The sequence below is a fragment of the Marinibium conchae genome, assembly GCF_015595035.1.
Lineage (GTDB): Bacteria > Pseudomonadota > Gammaproteobacteria > Enterobacterales > Alteromonadaceae > Glaciecola.
The window spans coordinates 727,561-744,015 of sequence record NZ_JADNRN010000002.1; the positions used below are offsets into that span (position 1 = coordinate 727,561).

The following is a 16,455-nucleotide window of genomic DNA, read 5'->3' on the forward strand; positions in this document are numbered from 1 at the left end:
TTTTGGCAAAGCTTTTAGCTCTACATGTAAAAAGCCGACGAATCTACGAGCTTAGAAACGTCGGCTACAGGGACTAACTGCTAAATTGTTATCCGCTTAGTAACGATAACTCACACCTAAGGTAACACGACGGTCTGTTAACCCTTGGAAGCACAGCAGAGCGCCTTCATTCACACAAGACTGGCTAACTTCTGACTCGGTTAAGTTAATGCCTTCAATACCGATGTTTAACTGGTCGTTAACATCATAGTTGATGCTTGCATTTAACTGGCCTCGGTCATCTTGAACTACCGGGAAGCCCCATGGGAATGAGCTTGTACTGCCGAAATCTGTTGAGCGATATGCGTCACGCCATGTGTATCGAGCTCTGGCTGAAATACCGAATTTCTCGTAATACACAGTGAAGTTGTAAGCATTTTCCGACAGGTTAATAAGCGACTGTCTTGCCGTGACTTCGATGTCGTCGATACCTGTAGTTGCTTCAAACACATTGCTAGCTCGGCTTGTTGCAGTATCAATAGAATCACCACCTGAGAATTCCTGTTTAGTGTAGTTAGCTAGCACACCGAAACCAGATGCCCAACCTAAGTCATCCTCAAATTGAGACAGGTCGTATTGCACTGCAAGTTCAATACCTTTCTGAGTCGTTGTGCCACTATCGTTTATGATGGTGTTAGTTGGCACGCAAACACCGACTCCAGGTTCTGGACCAAAGACGTTAATGTCGGCAATAATATTGAATATACCACCCGCTTCACAATCAGGGCCCGTAATATCACGGAAGCCTGTTGTTGCATCTTCAAATGGGTCAACTTGCTGATTTACATGAAGATCGGTACGTTTTTTGTGAAAAATGCCAACGGTTAGTACGCTTGCTGGAGCAAAATACCACTCTGCAGATAGGTCAAAAGAGCTAACTTCTTCTGGCACCAAACCAGGATTACCAATTGCAACTGAATTATTGGGGCTGGTGCTGAATACGACAGAAGTAGACAGGTCATTAAAATCAGGGCGACGGATATCTTTCGACCAACCAGCCCTGACTAGTACATCATCATGTACTTCCGCGATTACATTGATGCGTGGCAGAAGGAAGTCATAATCGCCTTTGGTGGTTACCTGCGACACAACATCATTGCCATTAGCATCTTCAGTAATTGAATTACCAACAGAATTTACCTCTGTATCTAAGTAGCGTAAACCTGCGTTACCTCGAAAAATACCATACTCAAAGTTTGCTTGAGCATATAAGGCTGTAGTTTTCTCTTCAATATCGAAGAAGGAACTTGAAATAGAGGTTGGCTCGCTGATCGGTGCTCGATCAGAACCTGTGAGTAAGTTATTTGCAGAAATAGCTGAATTTAAGGTGGCAAGCACTGCGTCGGGGTCAGAAGCGACCAACTCAGGATCGATAGTAATAAAATTACCTACAAACAAGCGACGGCCGTCTGCGGCATTAAAGTTATCAGGACCAAGGGTCAATACGTCGGCAAACAAGTTGCCGCGGGGGCTGTCAGCTGCGCTTCTCAAGCCAACGTTGGAACGAACAACATCGGATAAACTGCCTGATTTATTGTATCTGAAACCAACATCAACAGAGGTAATAACGTCCTCTAAGTAATATGTAAAATCAGCACGGAAAGCGTCTTCATAGTTTTCTGCTACATTACGACTCACATTTACATCACGAAGCATGACATTAGCTGGATCAACCAATTGAGCCGCAGTAGGGGCATTTGCTTCACCTGTTGCTATGCCGAAAGTCAGCGCACCGCCCGTTAAGTCATACTCGAATGGTGTACCATTTTCGTTAGACGAGTTTGTCGCTACATTCGGGTTGATGAAGTTCAGTGTCGAGTTGAAAGTGGGCGTCGTAGAATCAGAACTAGAGGTACTAATTTCCACGCTTGCCAAGAAGTCTTCGCCTTGGTAGTCGCCGCCCAACCTGAATATTTCACTGCGGGTTACACGAGCGCCGGTATCACTTGAGAAGCGCAAGTTTGGATCTGCATCACCATCTTCTACAGGTATTACGCCGCGCAATGCAGCTTGTATGCTACCCAAATCTTGGCCATCTAACGAACCAAAGTTAACCGTTTCGAATTCGCTGGGTACTGCAAAGTTTCGTAAGTCGCTTACTCCTGAGGCTTGCACTCGCGAACTTTCTTGATATCGTTCCTGGTCGTTAATTACGGTATCAAAGTAAAATTTCAATTCATCACTTGGGGCCCACTCAATCGTACCTACAAGGTTTACTGTTTCATATTCGAAGTTGTCATAATCTTGAACTAAGAATTGAATAGGCAGAAAGTCAAAACTCTGCGCACTAGCAGCACCGCCATCTGAGGCGACTAAATTGTCTCGGTCAACACGCGGCCTGAAGGCTGATACGTCCTGCTGAGCGTAGCTAGCACTGAATACGAAACCAAATTCACCATTGTCAGTGTCCCAATTGTTACCCATGCTTGCTGAAAAACGGGGAGAGAAGTCGGTATCTGTTGATAAGCTACTATTTTCACCTTGTACTCTAAATGCAGCTAGCATTTCCGTGAGTTCTAGCGGTCGTATGGTTTTTAGGTTGATAGTACCGCCTACTGACCCCTCAATGGTTGAAGCGTCGGGAGCCTTAGTCACTTCAATTGCAGAAACGATAGCGGCCGAAACATCCTCAAAATTAATACCGGTTCTTGTCGACCCTGTGCCAACAGTTGATACACCGTTTATTTCAGTTCTATTTGAGGATGTCCCCCTAATTTGTACGTTTGTGCCCACGCCTGCCGAGCGAGTAATTTGAATGCCCGTGATGTTTTCAAGTACTTCTGCAAGGTTTTGATCTGGCAACTTACCAATATCTTCTGCTTGGATGACTTCTATCAGATTATCTGCTGAGCGCTTGTCATTTAATGCACTAGTGAGGGCGCTACGAATACCGGTAACTTCAATAATTTCTACAATCTCTTCTTGCTGAACTTCCTGAGCGAAGATGGGCGAGGCTATCGTCATAGCTGTGGCTGAAAGAACAGCCATGCTGACCTTGGATAATTTACAATTCATTGTTTGTCTCCCTGATGTAGCTTTAGCAGCTTCGAAAAGACGGCTGTACTACTTAATATATTTGCGTGTGTGCGTGCATGTCGCGAAAAGAAATTACAAATACTTCATTAAGTATTTACAAATTCATTACAAAATATTCCATAAATTAACTTTTTGGTCAACCTTAAGTTTGTCTTAATATTATAATTTTGTTAAATATTGGTAATAATCCTGTGTTGTAATTGGTATTACAATTAGAGGGTGGTCATTTATCTTTATGTTTTTATTGGGTTTTATTTTTAGGTTTGGTGTTTTTTGATAAGCTGGGGATGAGTGTTGATAATTATGCTTGGGTACACTGAGAGCTTGTTGTTATTCTTGCTTATTATGACTTATTGGCCTTACCAATTGGTGGCAAGGCAAATGTGGAAGACCTAGTAGAGAATCGATTTAAGTGAGGGTCTTACACATTAACCTTAAACGAGAAGACTTATTGCCAGGCTCAGCATCACCGCACCGATGATGAATTCTAAAACTTGCCATGCTTTTGGGTTTTTAAATATTGGAATTAAAAACTGGGCTCCGTAACCAAGCGAAAAGAAGAAAACGAATGAACCAAGAACTGCACCTAAGCCGAAAGAAAACTGCTCCCCTTCGTATTGGGTAGATATTGAACCCAGCAGTACCACAGTATCCAGATATACGTGAGGGTTAAGCCACGTGAATGCTAAGCAAGTTAACAAAGCGCTTGTTAAGTTTCCTACTTCTTCACCCTTAGCTTCCATTTTATGTTGGTTGGTAAACGCCGACTTAAAACTCATCATAGAGTAGCCGAATAAGAACGCGGCGCCAGCATATCTCGATACCTGTTCTATTAGCGGGAACTGTTTCACAATTGCACCAAAACCTGCAACGCCAGCAGAGATGAGTATGGCGTCAGACAAGGCGCAAATAAAACAGACCGCAAATACATGTTCTCGTTTCAAGCCTTGCTTCAATACGAAAGCATTTTGCGCACCAATTGCCAGAATAAGAGAAATACCAAGAGTAAAGCCGGTAACAACAACATTAATGTCCATATCGTTCCATATAAAAAAACGCAGACTCAATCATATCAGGTCTGCGTCTTATGCCTAGAAAAATAGCGTTGTGTCTAAACGCTTATGTTGGCTTAGCCAAATAGTACGCGATTGACTTTGTTTTCAAGGAGTTCTTGTTCACCAGAACTATGTTTTGGATCGAAGTTATTAGTACTCGCTGTTTCAGCCAGTGATGCTAAACTTTCTTTACCAGTAATGATCGATTGTCCAAGCGCTTTACTCCACCCCGAATAACGATCAGCAACTTTGGCTGCTAAGAAATCATTTTCAAGAATAGCTGCGGCCTTTTTCAGTGCGATTGCCATATGGTCCATTCCGCCGATGTGACCGTGAAATAGGTCAGCTGGATCGGAGCTCTGACGACGAAGTTTACAGTCAAAGTTCAAACCACCTGTTTGGAAGCCACCTGATTTCATGATTTCATACATGACTAACGACAGTTCATCTACTGCGTTGGGGAATTGATCTGTATCCCAACCATTTTGCGCATCACCACGGTTAGCGTCGATGCTACCAAAAATACCTAATGATATCGCCGTAGCGATTTCATGATGAAAAGAGTGTCCAGCTAAGGTTGCATGGTTAGCTTCAATATTCATTTTAAACTCTTCTTCAATACCATATTGCTTCAGGAAGCCGTAAACAGTGGCACTGTCGTAGTCGTATTGATGCTTGGTAGGTTCTTGCGGCTTAGGCTCGATCAGCAACGTACCAGTGAAACCTATCTTATGCTTGTGCTCTACAACCATTTGCATAAATCTACCAAGTTGCTCGCGCTCTTGGCGTAAATCTGTATTTAGAAGCGTTTCGTAACCCTCACGACCGCCCCACAATACATAGTTCTCACCGCCAAGACGCTTTGTTGCGTTCATTGCGTGGAATACTTGTGTCGCGCCATAGCTAAATACTTCAGGATTGGGGTTGGTTGCAGCGCCAGCAGCATATCGAGGGTGACTGAACAAGTTGGCAGTTCCCCATAATAACTTTAGTCCTGTTTCAGCTTGCTTTTGCTCAAGTATGTCGGTCATTCTCGCAAAGTTTTCAGTGTATTCTTTGATCGAGTTACCCTCTGGAGAAACATCGACATCATGAAAGCAATAGTAAGGAATGTTAAGTTTATGGAAGAACTCAAATGCCGCATCGGCCTTTTCAATCGCTTTTTGCATAGGGTCGCCGGGTGTCAACCAAGGTCGGCCAAAAGTGCCTTGACCAAAAACATCTGAACCGTCCCAACACATGTTATGCCAATAGCAAGCAGCGAAGCGCAAATGTTCTTTCATTGTTTTACCTAGCACAACTTCGTCAGGATTGTAGTGGTGAAATGCCAGAGGATTGTTTGAATCAGTTCCCTCAAACTGGATTTGATCGATATGCTGAAAATAACTAGCCATGAGTTTTCCTTTTTGTTGTTATCGGCAGTTGAAAAATGCCGTATTTGCGTAAAGTGACCTTGCTAGTTACTTAGCTTCTCACTTGATGTGTTAGTAGGTGATTGTTGGCACTTACTACTATTAAATATCTTTTGTTGCTTGATATAGCGCTTGAAATTTGCGCCTTTTTTCTTTGTAAAATTGATGCATTTCTCGATTGCTGTAATAGGTGTCAAGCACTGCCGGTTGTGGGCATATTTGCTCAAGTGTTTTGCTACTATCTATCGCTAATTGTGCTAAGCGAGCTGCACCTAAGCCAGGGCCAACCTCGCCACCTTCTCTGAAGGTAAGAGTGCGGTTTAAGACATTTGAAAGTACTGAACGCCATGCTTCGCTTCGCGCTCCACCACCTATTAAGGTGATTTCGTCAGGTAGTTGCTGCGTTGAGCTGAAGCTGGCTTCTAAGGCATCCACCGCATCGGCGAAAGCAAAGCTAACCCCTTCTAGTACAGCTAGCGTCATTTCCTCTTGCGTTGTCTCATGCGTTAACCCAAAGAAGCTACCAGTAGCATGCGGGTTGTTGTGCGGTGTTCGTTCTCCGCTCAAATAAGGCAAAAATAGTGCTGTACTGTCTTTTGCTAGTGTTGCCTTGGAACTTAACGCTAGATTTAACTCGTTCAACAGTACTTCAACACTCTTTGAAGCAAGGTTATCGGCATACCACTGCAAGCAACTTGCCGCGCTTAACAATACAGACATGAGGTGCCAAGTATTAGGCAGGGCGTGGCAGAAGCTATGTACCGCCGAATTTGGATTGGCACAGAAGCCATCGGTCACAACAAAATAAACGCCAGAGGTGCCTAATGAAATCATCGCTTGACCAGGTTTAACCAAACCAACACCTATGGCACCTGCAGCGTTGTCGCCAGCGCCGCCTACAATAGGCACTTCGTCCATGCCCCATTGCTTTGCAATTGATGCCGAAAGCCTACCGCTTATATCACTGCCTTCACAGAGCTGCGGCATTTGCTTTTCGCTAAGCCCACACGCATTTAATAATGACTCGTCCCAGCAGCGTTTTTCTGTGTTCAGCCATAAGGTGCCTGCGGCGTCAGACATATCTGAATATAAGTCGCCGCTTAGGAGAAAGCGTAAATAGTCTTTCGGTAACAGTACTTTTGCAGTCTTGGCGAATATTTCAGGTTCATTGTCTTTCACCCAAAGCAGTTTTGGTGCGGTAAACCCAGGCATCATTAGGTTGCCTGTAATCTCTCGACTATTGCTGACCATGCTCTCGATGGTTTTACACTGAGCTTCTGAGCGTCCATCATTCCACAATATCGCAGGGCGAAGAACCTGATGATTTTCATCAAGTAGCGTTGCTCCGTGCATCTGACCGGCAATTCCTATCGCTTTTACATTGCTGAGACTGTGCGACTTTGCTAAATTAGCAATCGCTGAGTGTGTCGCTGAAAGCCAGTCGTGAGGGTTCTGTTCAGACCAAAGAGCATGGGGGCGTGACACCGTTATTGATGCTGATGCACTATCAATGATAGTACCCGCAACATCGGTCAGTATGACTTTAATTCCCGACGTGCCTAAATCGATTCCCATATACATATACAAATTCTCTTGGTCTAAAAAATGACCTGATTATAGTTGAAGATTATGCTTTCCATCTCAATTACGAAAATTAGTAATTAAATTTCGTAATCTAGTGTGGTAGTTCTATTTATTTTTTTTCGTATTAGTATCGACTAAATAAAAAAATCGTAATTATCGTTTTTGACGTAACGATCGTTTAATCTACAAATACAACACTATTTGGCTTAGCGTTAATGGCTCATAAAGCACCGAGCTATCCGAAGTATGTATGGTTTAGGAAGGCACTATGTTTAGCACTCGACACAGCATTACCCTATTGTTTAACGCAAACAAAGTCTATGACCGTCAAGTTATTGAAGGCGTTGGACATTATTTGCAGTCATCGAAAGTTAATTGGGATGTTTACTTAGAAGAAGACTTCCTAGCAAGGCTTGATAATGTGAAAAATTGGGGCTGTGATGGCATTATTGCAGACTTTGACGATACGAAAATTCAGGAAGCACTCAAAAATCTTGATATGCCAGTGGTAGGTGTAGGTGGTTCATACAAAAACGAGCATGATTACCCTGATGTGCCCTACGTGGCAACTGACAATTATGAAGTGATCAAAGCCGCTTACGAGCATTTGAAATCGAAAGGACTTGAGCGCTTTGCTTTCTACGGTGTGCCTAACGACCTAAATCACCGCTGGGCCAGTGAGCGAGAGAGTGCGATCGTAAAGCTCTGCCAAGATGATGGGTATGAATGTGCTGTGTATCGAGGGCATCCCACGCGTCCTGAAACTTGGCAATACACCATGAATCGTCTGTCAGAGTGGTTACAGACCTTACCTAATCCGGTAGGGGTAATTTCGGTCACCGACGCAAGAGCTCGACATTTACTTCAAGCGTGTGACCATATTGGAAAACTGGTACCCGATCAAATATCCATCGTGGGTATCGACGATGACGATATTGCTAGGAACTTAAGTCGCATCAGCCTCAGTTCAGTTACGCAGGGCTGTTTTGACATGGGTTTTCAAGCCGCAAAACTCCTCCATCGACGTATCGAAAACCCGAAGTTGAAGAATAAAATTGTTACCGTAGCGCCGGTGGGTGTTGTTCAACGTCAAAGTACAGATTTTAAGGCGCTCCAAGACCCTTACGTGATTCAAGCGATGCATTATATTCGTCAGAATGCGTGTCGTGGAATTAAGGTTGATCAGGTTCTAGAATTTGTGGGTATTTCTCGCTCTAACCTAGAGAGTCGATTTAAGGAAGAGCGAGGGCACAGTATTCACCATGAACTCCATCAAGAGAAGCTGGAAACGGCATGTAGGATGTTAAAAAATCCAGAATTGAGCACGCAAGATATCGCAAAAACAGCGGGTTATCCGTCTTTGCAGTATATGTACGCAGTCTTTAAAAAACACTTTGATAAAACACCCAAGGAATATCGCGACAGCTTACACACTAAATAGCCATGCACACATTGCTATGCATGGTCTTTTCAAAACTAATGTAAGAATACTAATGTGCGTTAATTACATACTATTGTAGCCGTATTCGTGTTTCTATTCTGCTATACTTCAGACGAACCAAATCATCAATATAGAATAGGAAATCAATGAAACTATCTAAACTTGCTATCTCAATTTTCACATGTTTGAGTATCAGTGCCTGTGCTACCTTCGATCCTTACACCGGCGAAGAGAAAGTCAGTAATACAGCGAAAGGAGCAGGAATTGGCGCTGGTATCGCGGCTATTGTGGCTTACCTTGACAATAAAGACGAAGACGATGTGAGAAAGCGTAACCGTCGTATTCTTAAAGCGGCAGCGGGTGGCGGCGCTATAGGCGGCGGTATCGGTTACTATATGGACACACAAGAGGCGAAACTTAGAAAGCAACTGCGAGGCTCAGGCGTGAGTGTTGAGCGTGACGGCGACAACATAAACCTTATCATGCCAGGAAATATCACCTTTGATTCTGGAAAAAGCGACATCAAAAGTAACTTTTTATCGGTGCTCGACTCAGTTGTTTTGGTATTGAACGAATTCGACCAAACATTAGTGGTAGTTGCTGGGCATACTGACAGTTCCGGCTCACAACAATTAAATCAAGCCTTGTCTGAGCGCAGAGCTAGCTCTGTTTCAACTTATTTTGCTAATGCAGGTGTTATCACTGACAGGCTCGAAACGGTTGGTTTTGGAGAATCTAATCCGATAGCAACAAACGAAACGGCTGCGGGTAAAGAGCTCAATCGACGTGTAGAAATAACGCTGATGCCAATTAGCGAATAGTGCTCTAGTAAAGCTAAGGTCGCATTGCTTGAGTTTGAGGCAGTGTGACTTTTCACCACACTCAATGGCTGTTTAGGGTTTTCTGCCCAAGCGAAGTACTAAAGTCTCAGATATTTTGTCTTGGATCGCTTGACGATTCGGGTCCCAATAGATCTGCAAAAAGCCGAGCAATCCGGTCGCAAAACCGGCGCCATAACCACCATAGCGACCAAAACTTTCCCAAAGGCTAGGGTAGTTACCGTCGAGCTTGACCACCTCAATCCCAAGCACTTTTTTACCAATAGTTTGGCCGCGCCACCAGGCGGTGAATACGGTAAAGTAAAGTGCGGCCCATCCTAGACCGAGGCCTAAGTCTGACATCACACCTTTTACCCAATTTATGACGCTGTAGCTCGTTGATGATGTTTCTTCTGATTTCTTTTCGGCTTGCGTGATGGCGAGTACATCTTCAGTGTAGGCGTTCTTTTCCTCTTCCAGCGTTGTATTAAATTGAGTGAGAAAAAGAAGCTTGTTTTGTTCCTGCCAAGACTGCTGCGCAACTAAATCTGCTGCCGACGCTTTTACGTCTTCAATTGGGGTAGGCATTGCTGCTGCAGCAATAGCTAAGCCCTCAGCCGATTCAACAATGCAGCTTGTATGTGCTTGGGTATCTTGAGGTGTTGCTGATTGCTTATTTGGTTCATTTTCAGCACAGGCCAAAGCGAAAATAGCAGAGGCGAGGTCCATTAAACTCTCCATGTCTTCTTTGTCTTTGTTTTCGAATGAGAGTTCAGGTGCCGTTGGGGGGCCATCTTCGCCGTTAATTGCGTTAACAAGGCTAAACGCAATAATAAATATCAATATCGCTGCACTGCCTCGCAGACCACGCCGGGTGGTATTGAAACGTCTTTGTTGTTTTAAATGGCCGCCAGCTTTGAAGAAGGTTAAGGCAACAAAGCCCGCAAAAAAAAGAGCACTCAGAGTGCTTAGTACCGACACACAAAAAAGGTCGATGAGTATTGCTGCGGCCCGTCTCCTCGGGCTAGCTAAAGCTTGGCCTAGTAAGTCTGGCGAGACCGTAAATGCATAGGGCGTTACGATTTCGCGGGTTTCTTTACTCGATAATTTACTGTTTTCCGCAGGCTCAGTTGTTGGAGCTTCAGGCGCATCGCTTAAAGCGTCGTCGATATCGAATGACTGTTGTTGTGGGTTTTCTTCGTTTTTAATTTTGTTTTTTGAAGAAGGCATAGCGTTCCTTAGGTTCTCGCCATTAAGCTTAAAAGGTTTTAGCTGAATCGCCAAGCTATAAATCGGCTAGCTTTTGCGCCCTGTGCCATCTGTATAGCAAGCTGCTCTGTTGCACCTGCGTGTTTGGCGATTTCCAATAAGGCTTGTGCGTTTTCCTTTTTTGATAACAAAGAGGTAAACCAACCTACTTGCTGCGAAAACCGAACGCTTTCTTCTATCATCTGTTTAACGAAGCGAAACTCACCGCCATCACACCAAAGTTCACTTTGTTGGCCGCCAAAATTCAGTTTGTCTTTATCAATTGCGCTACTATTTTTTTCAGTGCCTTGTTGACGCTTGTGCTTGTGCCGAGCTAGGTTTTTATTTTTCTTCCTACTGCCCGACATAGCCGCCGCTGCAGACTCATGAAAAGGCGGATTACACATCGTAAATGAAAAGTACTCACCATCATTGATAATGCCTTTAAAAATACTCTTTTCATTTTGAAAGCGTAGGTTAATTTTTTTTGACAGGTTTTTATTGCTCTTTGCAATAGCTTTAGCGCTAGCAAATGATATTGGGTTAATGTCGCTTCCTATCATCTGCCAACCGTAGCTTTGTGAAGCAATTATCGGATAAATGAGATTGGCACCGGTGCCGATGTCTAAGCCAATAACGCTTTCCGATTGACTTGATGACTGTTTTAGTAAATCGGCAATGTAGTGAATGTAGTCAGCTCGACCGGGCACAGCAGGGCACAAAAAGCCGCTTGGAATATCCCAAAAATGCACCTTGTAATAATGGCTCAGCAGTGCTGCATTTAATGCTTTTACCGCTTCAGGTTGAGCGAAGTCTATCGAGTGCTTACCGTCGGCTTTAGGCACTAAAAATGCTTTTAGCGGCGAATAGCTAGTAGCCAGCTCATCAAAGTTGTAGCCCTTATTATGTGGGTTACGTGGGTGCATCTCAGTTTTATTCATGGGCTCAAGAGTCAGTTTTGGTCGGAATGCAAAGGCATTCGTCGCGCTAAGCGATTGTTTCTAATGTTAGCACTTGCCTTTACTGTTCCAAATGATTGTTTATACTAATTTTATAAAAAACCATCAAAGTCGACGAACGTGACCCAGCATGCTTGCTTAGAATGCGATTTACTTTTGACGATGCCCGATAAAATCGAGCATCGGTCTAACGTAGTGTGTCCTCGCTGTAAGCATGTGATAGCAGTTGGACATAATAATGCCAAGCATTATGTGTTGGCCCTTTGTGTTACCGCCTTGATATTGCTTGCTGTGGCCTGTTCTTTCTCATTTATTTCATTTGCATCTAACGGGCAAGCCCGCACAATAAATTTGCTGCAAACCTTCACTGAACTCTATGCCCAAGGCTATATTTTTGTATCCCTTTTAGTATTTCTTTTTATTTTACTTTTGCCACTACTGTATTTGTTGTCACTGAGTTATATTATTTTATCAACCCGCTATAGGCTTGGGTTCCTTCCGGTAATCGGCTTAGGGAAGGTCATTTCACACATTTTGCCGTGGTCGATGGCAGAGGTTTTTCTCATTGGCGTGTTGGTCGCGCTGATTAAGATTATATCGATGGCCGATATATTCTTACAGGCCTCATTCTGGGCCTATGTGTTGTTTGCTCCGCTATTTACTCATATTGTGTTTATCGTTGACAACCACAGACTTTGGCGCTGGGTCGACGATGCAAAATAAGCGGATGCCACAGGGCGGTAAAGCCTGTTTTCACCCAGATTCTGCTGCTGCCCAAGGCTTGCTAAACTGTTTGGTGTGTCATGAATTGGTGGGTGACCATGAAAAGCGTTGTCCTCGCTGTTCAACAAAGCTTCGTGCTAGAGTTAACAATAGTACTCAGATATCCTTTTCTCTGTTACTAACGGCTTTATTCTTATATATTCCCGCAAATGTGTATCCCATCATGATCACGGATATGCTCGGTGACAGAACGCAAAGTACGATCATTGGTGGTGTGATACTCTTCCTTGAAAGCGAATCGTATTTCATCGCGGCTGTTATTTTTATCGCTAGCATTATTGTGCCAGTTGGCAAGATGGCGGCAATTGCGTGGCTTTGTTATAGCGTGAACCGTAAAAAGCCAATACGGAAAGCGGAACTCACTCAAGTATACCGAATAACCGAATTTATTGGGAAGTGGTCGATGGTTGATGTATTCGTTGTGGCTATTTTAGTGGCCCTGATACAACTCGGCGGACTTATGTCGATTCAAGTTGGTATAGCAGCATCAGCATTCGCTGGTGTGGTTATTTTAACGATGGTAAGTGCTCACCAATTCGATACCCGTATTTTATGGGATAAAATGGAAGATGAATGACTAGCAGCAATAATCAGGAAAGCAACACTGCGAAGCCAAGTACAACGCTACGATCACGCAGCCCCTTAATTGAGAAGAAGCCTCGCATCTCGCGTATTTGGATACTGCCAATAATTGCCTTGCTTATTGGCTTGGGCATGGTTTACAACGACTGGCGCAATCGCGGTATTCTCGTTCAGGTCGAGTTTGATACAGCGGAGGGCTTAGAGGCTAAGAAAACAGTTCTCAAAAACCGTAATGTCGACATTGGATTAGTTAAGAAAGTCAGCTTTAGCGAAGATAAACTTAAAATACTGGTTGATATTGAAGTGCAGCAAAGCATGGCTTCCTTCCTTGTTGAAGACAGTGAGTTTTGGGTGGTTAAACCGCGTATTGGTGCAACGGGTATCACGGGTATTGGCACTTTGTTGTCGGGGGCTTATATTGAAGTTTCGCCGGGCAATTCCAACATTGAACAATTCGAATTTGTGGGCTTAGAGCGCCCACCGGTAACCTCTTTAAGTGCTGATGGCATCCATGTAAAGCTGATTTCAAAGGGGAGTAAAACTCTCAATGTTGGAAACCCAGTGATGCATAGAGGCTTTGAAGTAGGGGCAGTAGAGTCGAGAGTGTATGACGACCTAGAGCAAGAAGCCCACTACGATATTTTTATTCAAGCGCCATTTCATAATTTGGTTACCCAGAATTCTTCATTTTGGAATGTCAGTGGTTTATCCATATCTACATCTACCGAGGGGATTAAAGTCAACATGTCGTCACTCGACACTTTAGTATCGGGTGGCGTTGAATTTGATCTGCTTGATGGTGCAGCGCCAGGGCCAGGTGTACCACAAAATCATGAGTTTATTCTTTATGATTCACAAGACAGTATTGATGAGCAACGTGAATACAAATACATTCAGTACGTAGTGTTAGTAGAGGACAGCGTTGGTGGCTTGCATAAAGGTGCGCCGGTGGAGTATCGCGGCATACGTTTAGGCACGGTGGCTGAACCTTATATGGAGTTTTGGGAAATTATCGATATTGCAGGGGTAGGGCGAGAGGAGCGTATTCCTGTAGTAATTAATTTAGAGCCCGAAAGGCTGATGAAAAATGGCTATATATCAATTGATATTTTTCGTGGCATGGTGGATGAATGGATACGCGAGGGGCTTACGGCAACTATTGATAATGCCAATCTACTCACTGGTAGCTTGAAGGTGAGTTTGCAGCCAGGTGGCGAGCGCGTAGATGAAATTGCCCAGTTCGGGAACTACCCAGTTATTCCAGCTTCATCTGGCGGTTTCGCGAGTCTTACCGACAAGCTCGAGAATATTTTAGCGAAACTCGAAAAGCTGCCGCTGGATGCTACTTTGAAAAATATCAATGAGCTTATTGATAGCACCGATAGCACTATGCAAGTAACTGCTGAATCGCTACAACGCGCGACACAAACATTGGATACTCTTGAGCAAACCATGGACGAACTACAAACAACCTTAAGTGGGCTGCAACCAGATTCTAAAGTTTATCGTTCGGTGCAGCAGGTGATGAGCAAGGTCGAGTCTACCCTTGATGAATTAGAGCCTTTGGTAAAAGAAGTCACCAATCAACCCAATGCACTCGTATTTGGTGAGCCAGCAAAAGAAGATAAACAGCCGAAATCAAAACCGCTAAAGGATGATTAATGCGTAAGCCCACTTTAGAAGCGAAAACATATCAACACTGCGCCCTTAATGGCACTGCTTGGTTTACAGGTTTGTTCCTAAAAACATCAGTGTGTGCAGTTGTTCTTATGCTGTCAGCATGCACCACGTCGGTACAAGCCCCAGACACAACATACTACTTGTTTGATAGTAATCCAGTATCTTACCCGCAGAAAGTTAACACTAGCAATGGCTTGTTAATGATAGATGTGGTGGCTTTACCCGATTATTTGAAAACTAACCAATTAGTGATGAAAGAAGGTGAAAATCGCATTGTTAAGGCCAACTATCATAGCTGGGCCGATGATTTAGATGAGTCGATTCAGCGTGCAATCATTAACGACCTCAACGTGGCACTATCGGAAACAAGCGTTGTTGATTTTTGCAATAGTTGCCAAAAAGTGCGCATTACCGTTGAACATTTTTATCCGACTCAAGCAGGGGATGTTCTGCTATCGGGCTACTATCAAATTGATCATGCGCAAAACGAGGGGCAGGTTCGCTATTTTCATTTTACGAGCGAGTTGAAAGGTGATGGTTATGCCAGCGCAGTAACACAAATGAGAAGCTTGGTTGCGGATTTCTCAGCATCATTAGTCGCGTATTTAAATAGATAGGCTTAAAAATCCCTTTACATCGGTTTCCCCTGATGAAATTTGAGAATAAAACGAATTATCTTATTTTCAAATTGCACTAGTCTATAGGCTGTTTACCAAATGATTAACCAAAATTTGATTTTTGGTCTATACTCGAATGGTTTTATTGAGTGGTGGCACTTTTGTCACTCTTCACTTTTGGCTGCATTAGGAAGGAAATCCAATGGCGACCCATTACAAAATATTTATCGCACTCTTGCTCGCTGGCACCTTGGTGTCAGGCGGCTTTTTGTTTGCGCCTAAATCACAGAACAATACACTGACGCTCAGGCTTGGTCATGCTGTTGATCTTGAACATGCTGTTCACAAGTCATTGGTGTATTTTAAGCAAGAATTAAACAACATTTCTGATGGCAGCCTCGACCTAGAGATTTACGCAAGCGGTCAGCTGGGCAGCGAGCGAGATCTCATTGAGTTATTGCAAATTGGTAGCTTAGCAATGGCCAAAGTATCGGCAGGCCCTTTGGAGGCGTTCGTACCTAAAATGCAAATATTTAGTTTGCCTTATGTATTTAACGATGCAGAGCACTTTTGGCGAGTAATAGAAAGTGACTTAGGTAAAGAGCTGTTGTTATCCCCATTGGCGGTTGATTTGAGAGGAATGGCCTTTTTTGATGGCGGTAGTCGGAGTTTCTACACTTGTCCAAAAGCGGTAAGTAATCCAGATGATTTAGCGGGTATGAAAATACGCGTGATGAAAAGTAAATCGGCGGTTGAGCTAATGGGGGAGTTGGGCGCTTCAGCTACACCTATTTCCTTTGGTGAGTTGTATACGGCATTGCAACAAGGCGTTGTTGATGGCGCGGAAAACAGTCCAATAACGTATTACAAAGCCAGACACTACGAGATTTGTAAGAACTTCACCTTGGACGAACACAATACTATTCCGGGCATTGTTATGTTTAGCGAAAAAATTTGGCGTCAGCTCAACGACCAACAAAAAGGCTGGATACAAAGCGCGATGGATAAAACAGTTATGTTCCAGCGTGACTTATGGGCGTCTGACACACAAGTGGCACTAGACGCGTTAGAAGCTGCCGGTATTAATATTATTTATCCCGATAAAACGCCTTTTCAAGATCGTGTGAAGAATTATAAAAGTAGTTTTCAAGGGACAGATGTCGGCGATATTCTCAATCGTATCGACCAGCAGAGGTAATTA

13 protein-coding genes are annotated in these 16,455 nt (G+C 43.7%); 7 read left to right on the plus strand and 6 right to left on the minus strand.

Annotated features, from left to right (window positions below):
• Nucleotides 1-96: 96 nt before the first annotated feature.
• The 4 genes from ISG33_RS10860 to xylB all read right to left on the minus strand — a co-directional run bounded on the left by ISG33_RS10860 (nt 97) and on the right by xylB (nt 7,123).
• Entirely contained in the window at nt 97-3,054 is a 2,958-nt protein-coding gene (locus ISG33_RS10860; protein ID WP_195733609.1) for a TonB-dependent receptor, read from the minus strand.
• 455 nt (nt 3,055-3,509) lie between these two features.
• Nucleotides 3,510-4,112: a LysE/ArgO family amino acid transporter gene (locus ISG33_RS10865; protein WP_195733610.1), complete on the minus strand. Its 603-nt coding sequence runs from the start codon at nt 4,110-4,112 to the stop codon at nt 3,510-3,512.
• Nucleotides 4,113-4,204: 92 nt separating this feature from the next.
• On the minus strand, nt 4,205-5,524 hold the full coding sequence (gene xylA, locus ISG33_RS10870; RefSeq protein ID WP_195733611.1) for a xylose isomerase: 1,320 nt from the start codon (nt 5,522-5,524) through the stop codon (nt 4,205-4,207).
• A 120-nt stretch (nt 5,525-5,644) separates the two neighbouring features.
• Nucleotides 5,645-7,123 carry a xylulokinase gene (xylB, locus tag ISG33_RS10875; RefSeq protein ID WP_195733612.1) on the minus strand — a complete coding sequence of 493 codons (1,479 nt, stop codon included), beginning with the start codon at nt 7,121-7,123 and terminating at the stop codon, nt 5,645-5,647.
• A 271-nt stretch (nt 7,124-7,394) separates the two neighbouring features.
• Here xylB and ISG33_RS10880 point away from each other — a divergent pair, with 271 nt between their 5' ends.
• Together ISG33_RS10880 and ISG33_RS10885 are read left to right on the plus strand one after the other, a co-directional pair.
• Nucleotides 7,395-8,567, plus strand: coding sequence for a XylR family transcriptional regulator (locus ISG33_RS10880; protein WP_195733613.1), 1,173 nt, complete (start codon nt 7,395-7,397; stop codon nt 8,565-8,567).
• Between the two features lie 146 nt (nt 8,568-8,713).
• The gene (locus ISG33_RS10885) at nt 8,714-9,388 is read left to right on the plus strand and encodes a YiaD family glycine zipper/OmpA-like lipoprotein (RefSeq protein WP_195733614.1); all 675 of its coding nucleotides are present in this window, start codon (nt 8,714-8,716) and stop codon (nt 9,386-9,388) included.
• Between the two features lie 72 nt (nt 9,389-9,460).
• Here the strand turns inward: ISG33_RS10885 and ISG33_RS17095 are convergent, their stop codons facing one another.
• Both ISG33_RS17095 and rlmF read right to left on the minus strand, forming a co-directional pair.
• A complete protein-coding gene (locus tag ISG33_RS17095) occupies nt 9,461-10,615 on the minus strand; it encodes an RDD family protein (protein WP_229333536.1) in 1,155 nt (384 codons plus the stop codon).
• Between the two features lie 38 nt (nt 10,616-10,653).
• A complete protein-coding gene (gene rlmF / locus ISG33_RS10895; RefSeq protein WP_229333537.1) occupies nt 10,654-11,574 on the minus strand; it encodes a 23S rRNA (adenine(1618)-N(6))-methyltransferase RlmF in 921 nt (306 codons plus the stop codon).
• Nucleotides 11,575-11,754: 180 nt separating this feature from the next.
• Here rlmF and ISG33_RS10900 point away from each other — a divergent pair, with 180 nt between their 5' ends.
• The 5 genes from ISG33_RS10900 to ISG33_RS10920 all read left to right on the plus strand — a co-directional run bounded on the left by ISG33_RS10900 (nt 11,755) and on the right by ISG33_RS10920 (nt 16,452).
• Nucleotides 11,755-12,315: a paraquat-inducible protein A gene (locus ISG33_RS10900; protein WP_195733615.1), complete on the plus strand. Its 561-nt coding sequence runs from the start codon at nt 11,755-11,757 to the stop codon at nt 12,313-12,315.
• Nucleotides 12,305-12,952: a paraquat-inducible protein A gene (locus ISG33_RS10905; RefSeq protein WP_195733616.1), complete on the plus strand. Its 648-nt coding sequence runs from the start codon at nt 12,305-12,307 to the stop codon at nt 12,950-12,952. The genes ISG33_RS10900 and ISG33_RS10905 overlap by 11 nt, the downstream gene beginning before the upstream one ends.
• The gene (gene pqiB / locus ISG33_RS10910) at nt 12,949-14,619 is read left to right on the plus strand and encodes an intermembrane transport protein PqiB (RefSeq protein ID WP_195733617.1); all 1,671 of its coding nucleotides are present in this window, start codon (nt 12,949-12,951) and stop codon (nt 14,617-14,619) included. The genes ISG33_RS10905 and pqiB overlap by 4 nt, the downstream gene beginning before the upstream one ends.
• Nucleotides 14,619-15,254: a PqiC family protein gene (locus tag ISG33_RS10915; RefSeq protein ID WP_195733618.1), complete on the plus strand. Its 636-nt coding sequence runs from the start codon at nt 14,619-14,621 to the stop codon at nt 15,252-15,254. The genes pqiB and ISG33_RS10915 overlap by 1 nt, the downstream gene beginning before the upstream one ends.
• A gap of 202 nt (nt 15,255-15,456) precedes the next feature.
• Nucleotides 15,457-16,452: a TRAP transporter substrate-binding protein gene (locus tag ISG33_RS10920; protein WP_195733619.1), complete on the plus strand. Its 996-nt coding sequence runs from the start codon at nt 15,457-15,459 to the stop codon at nt 16,450-16,452.
• The last annotated feature ends 3 nt before the right edge of the window (nt 16,453-16,455 follow it).

Excerpts from the sequence above, each read along its gene's own strand:
- xylA (WP_195733611.1), bottom strand. The coding sequence starts at position 5,524 with ATGGCTAGTTATTTTCAGCATATCGATCAAATCCAGTTTGAGGGAACT.
- ISG33_RS10900 (WP_195733615.1), top strand. The coding sequence starts at position 11,755 with ATGCCCGATAAAATCGAGCATCGGTCTAACGTAGTGTGTCCTCGCTGT.
- ISG33_RS10885 (WP_195733614.1), top strand. The coding sequence starts at position 8,714 with ATGAAACTATCTAAACTTGCTATCTCAATTTTCACATGTTTGAGTATC.
- ISG33_RS10905 (WP_195733616.1), top strand. The coding sequence starts at position 12,305 with ATGCAAAATAAGCGGATGCCACAGGGCGGTAAAGCCTGTTTTCACCCA.
- ISG33_RS10865 (WP_195733610.1), bottom strand. The coding sequence starts at position 4,112 with ATGGACATTAATGTTGTTGTTACCGGCTTTACTCTTGGTATTTCTCTT.
- xylB (WP_195733612.1), bottom strand. The coding sequence starts at position 7,123 with ATGTATATGGGAATCGATTTAGGCACGTCGGGAATTAAAGTCATACTG.
- rlmF (WP_229333537.1), bottom strand. The coding sequence starts at position 11,574 with ATGAATAAAACTGAGATGCACCCACGTAACCCACATAATAAGGGCTAC.
- ISG33_RS10915 (WP_195733618.1), top strand. The coding sequence starts at position 14,619 with ATGCGTAAGCCCACTTTAGAAGCGAAAACATATCAACACTGCGCCCTT.
- ISG33_RS17095 (WP_229333536.1), bottom strand. The coding sequence starts at position 10,615 with ATGCCTTCTTCAAAAAACAAAATTAAAAACGAAGAAAACCCACAACAA.
- ISG33_RS10920 (WP_195733619.1), top strand. The coding sequence starts at position 15,457 with ATGGCGACCCATTACAAAATATTTATCGCACTCTTGCTCGCTGGCACC.
- pqiB (WP_195733617.1), top strand. The coding sequence starts at position 12,949 with ATGACTAGCAGCAATAATCAGGAAAGCAACACTGCGAAGCCAAGTACA.
- ISG33_RS10860 (WP_195733609.1), bottom strand. The coding sequence starts at position 3,054 with ATGAATTGTAAATTATCCAAGGTCAGCATGGCTGTTCTTTCAGCCACA.
- ISG33_RS10880 (WP_195733613.1), top strand. The coding sequence starts at position 7,395 with ATGTTTAGCACTCGACACAGCATTACCCTATTGTTTAACGCAAACAAA.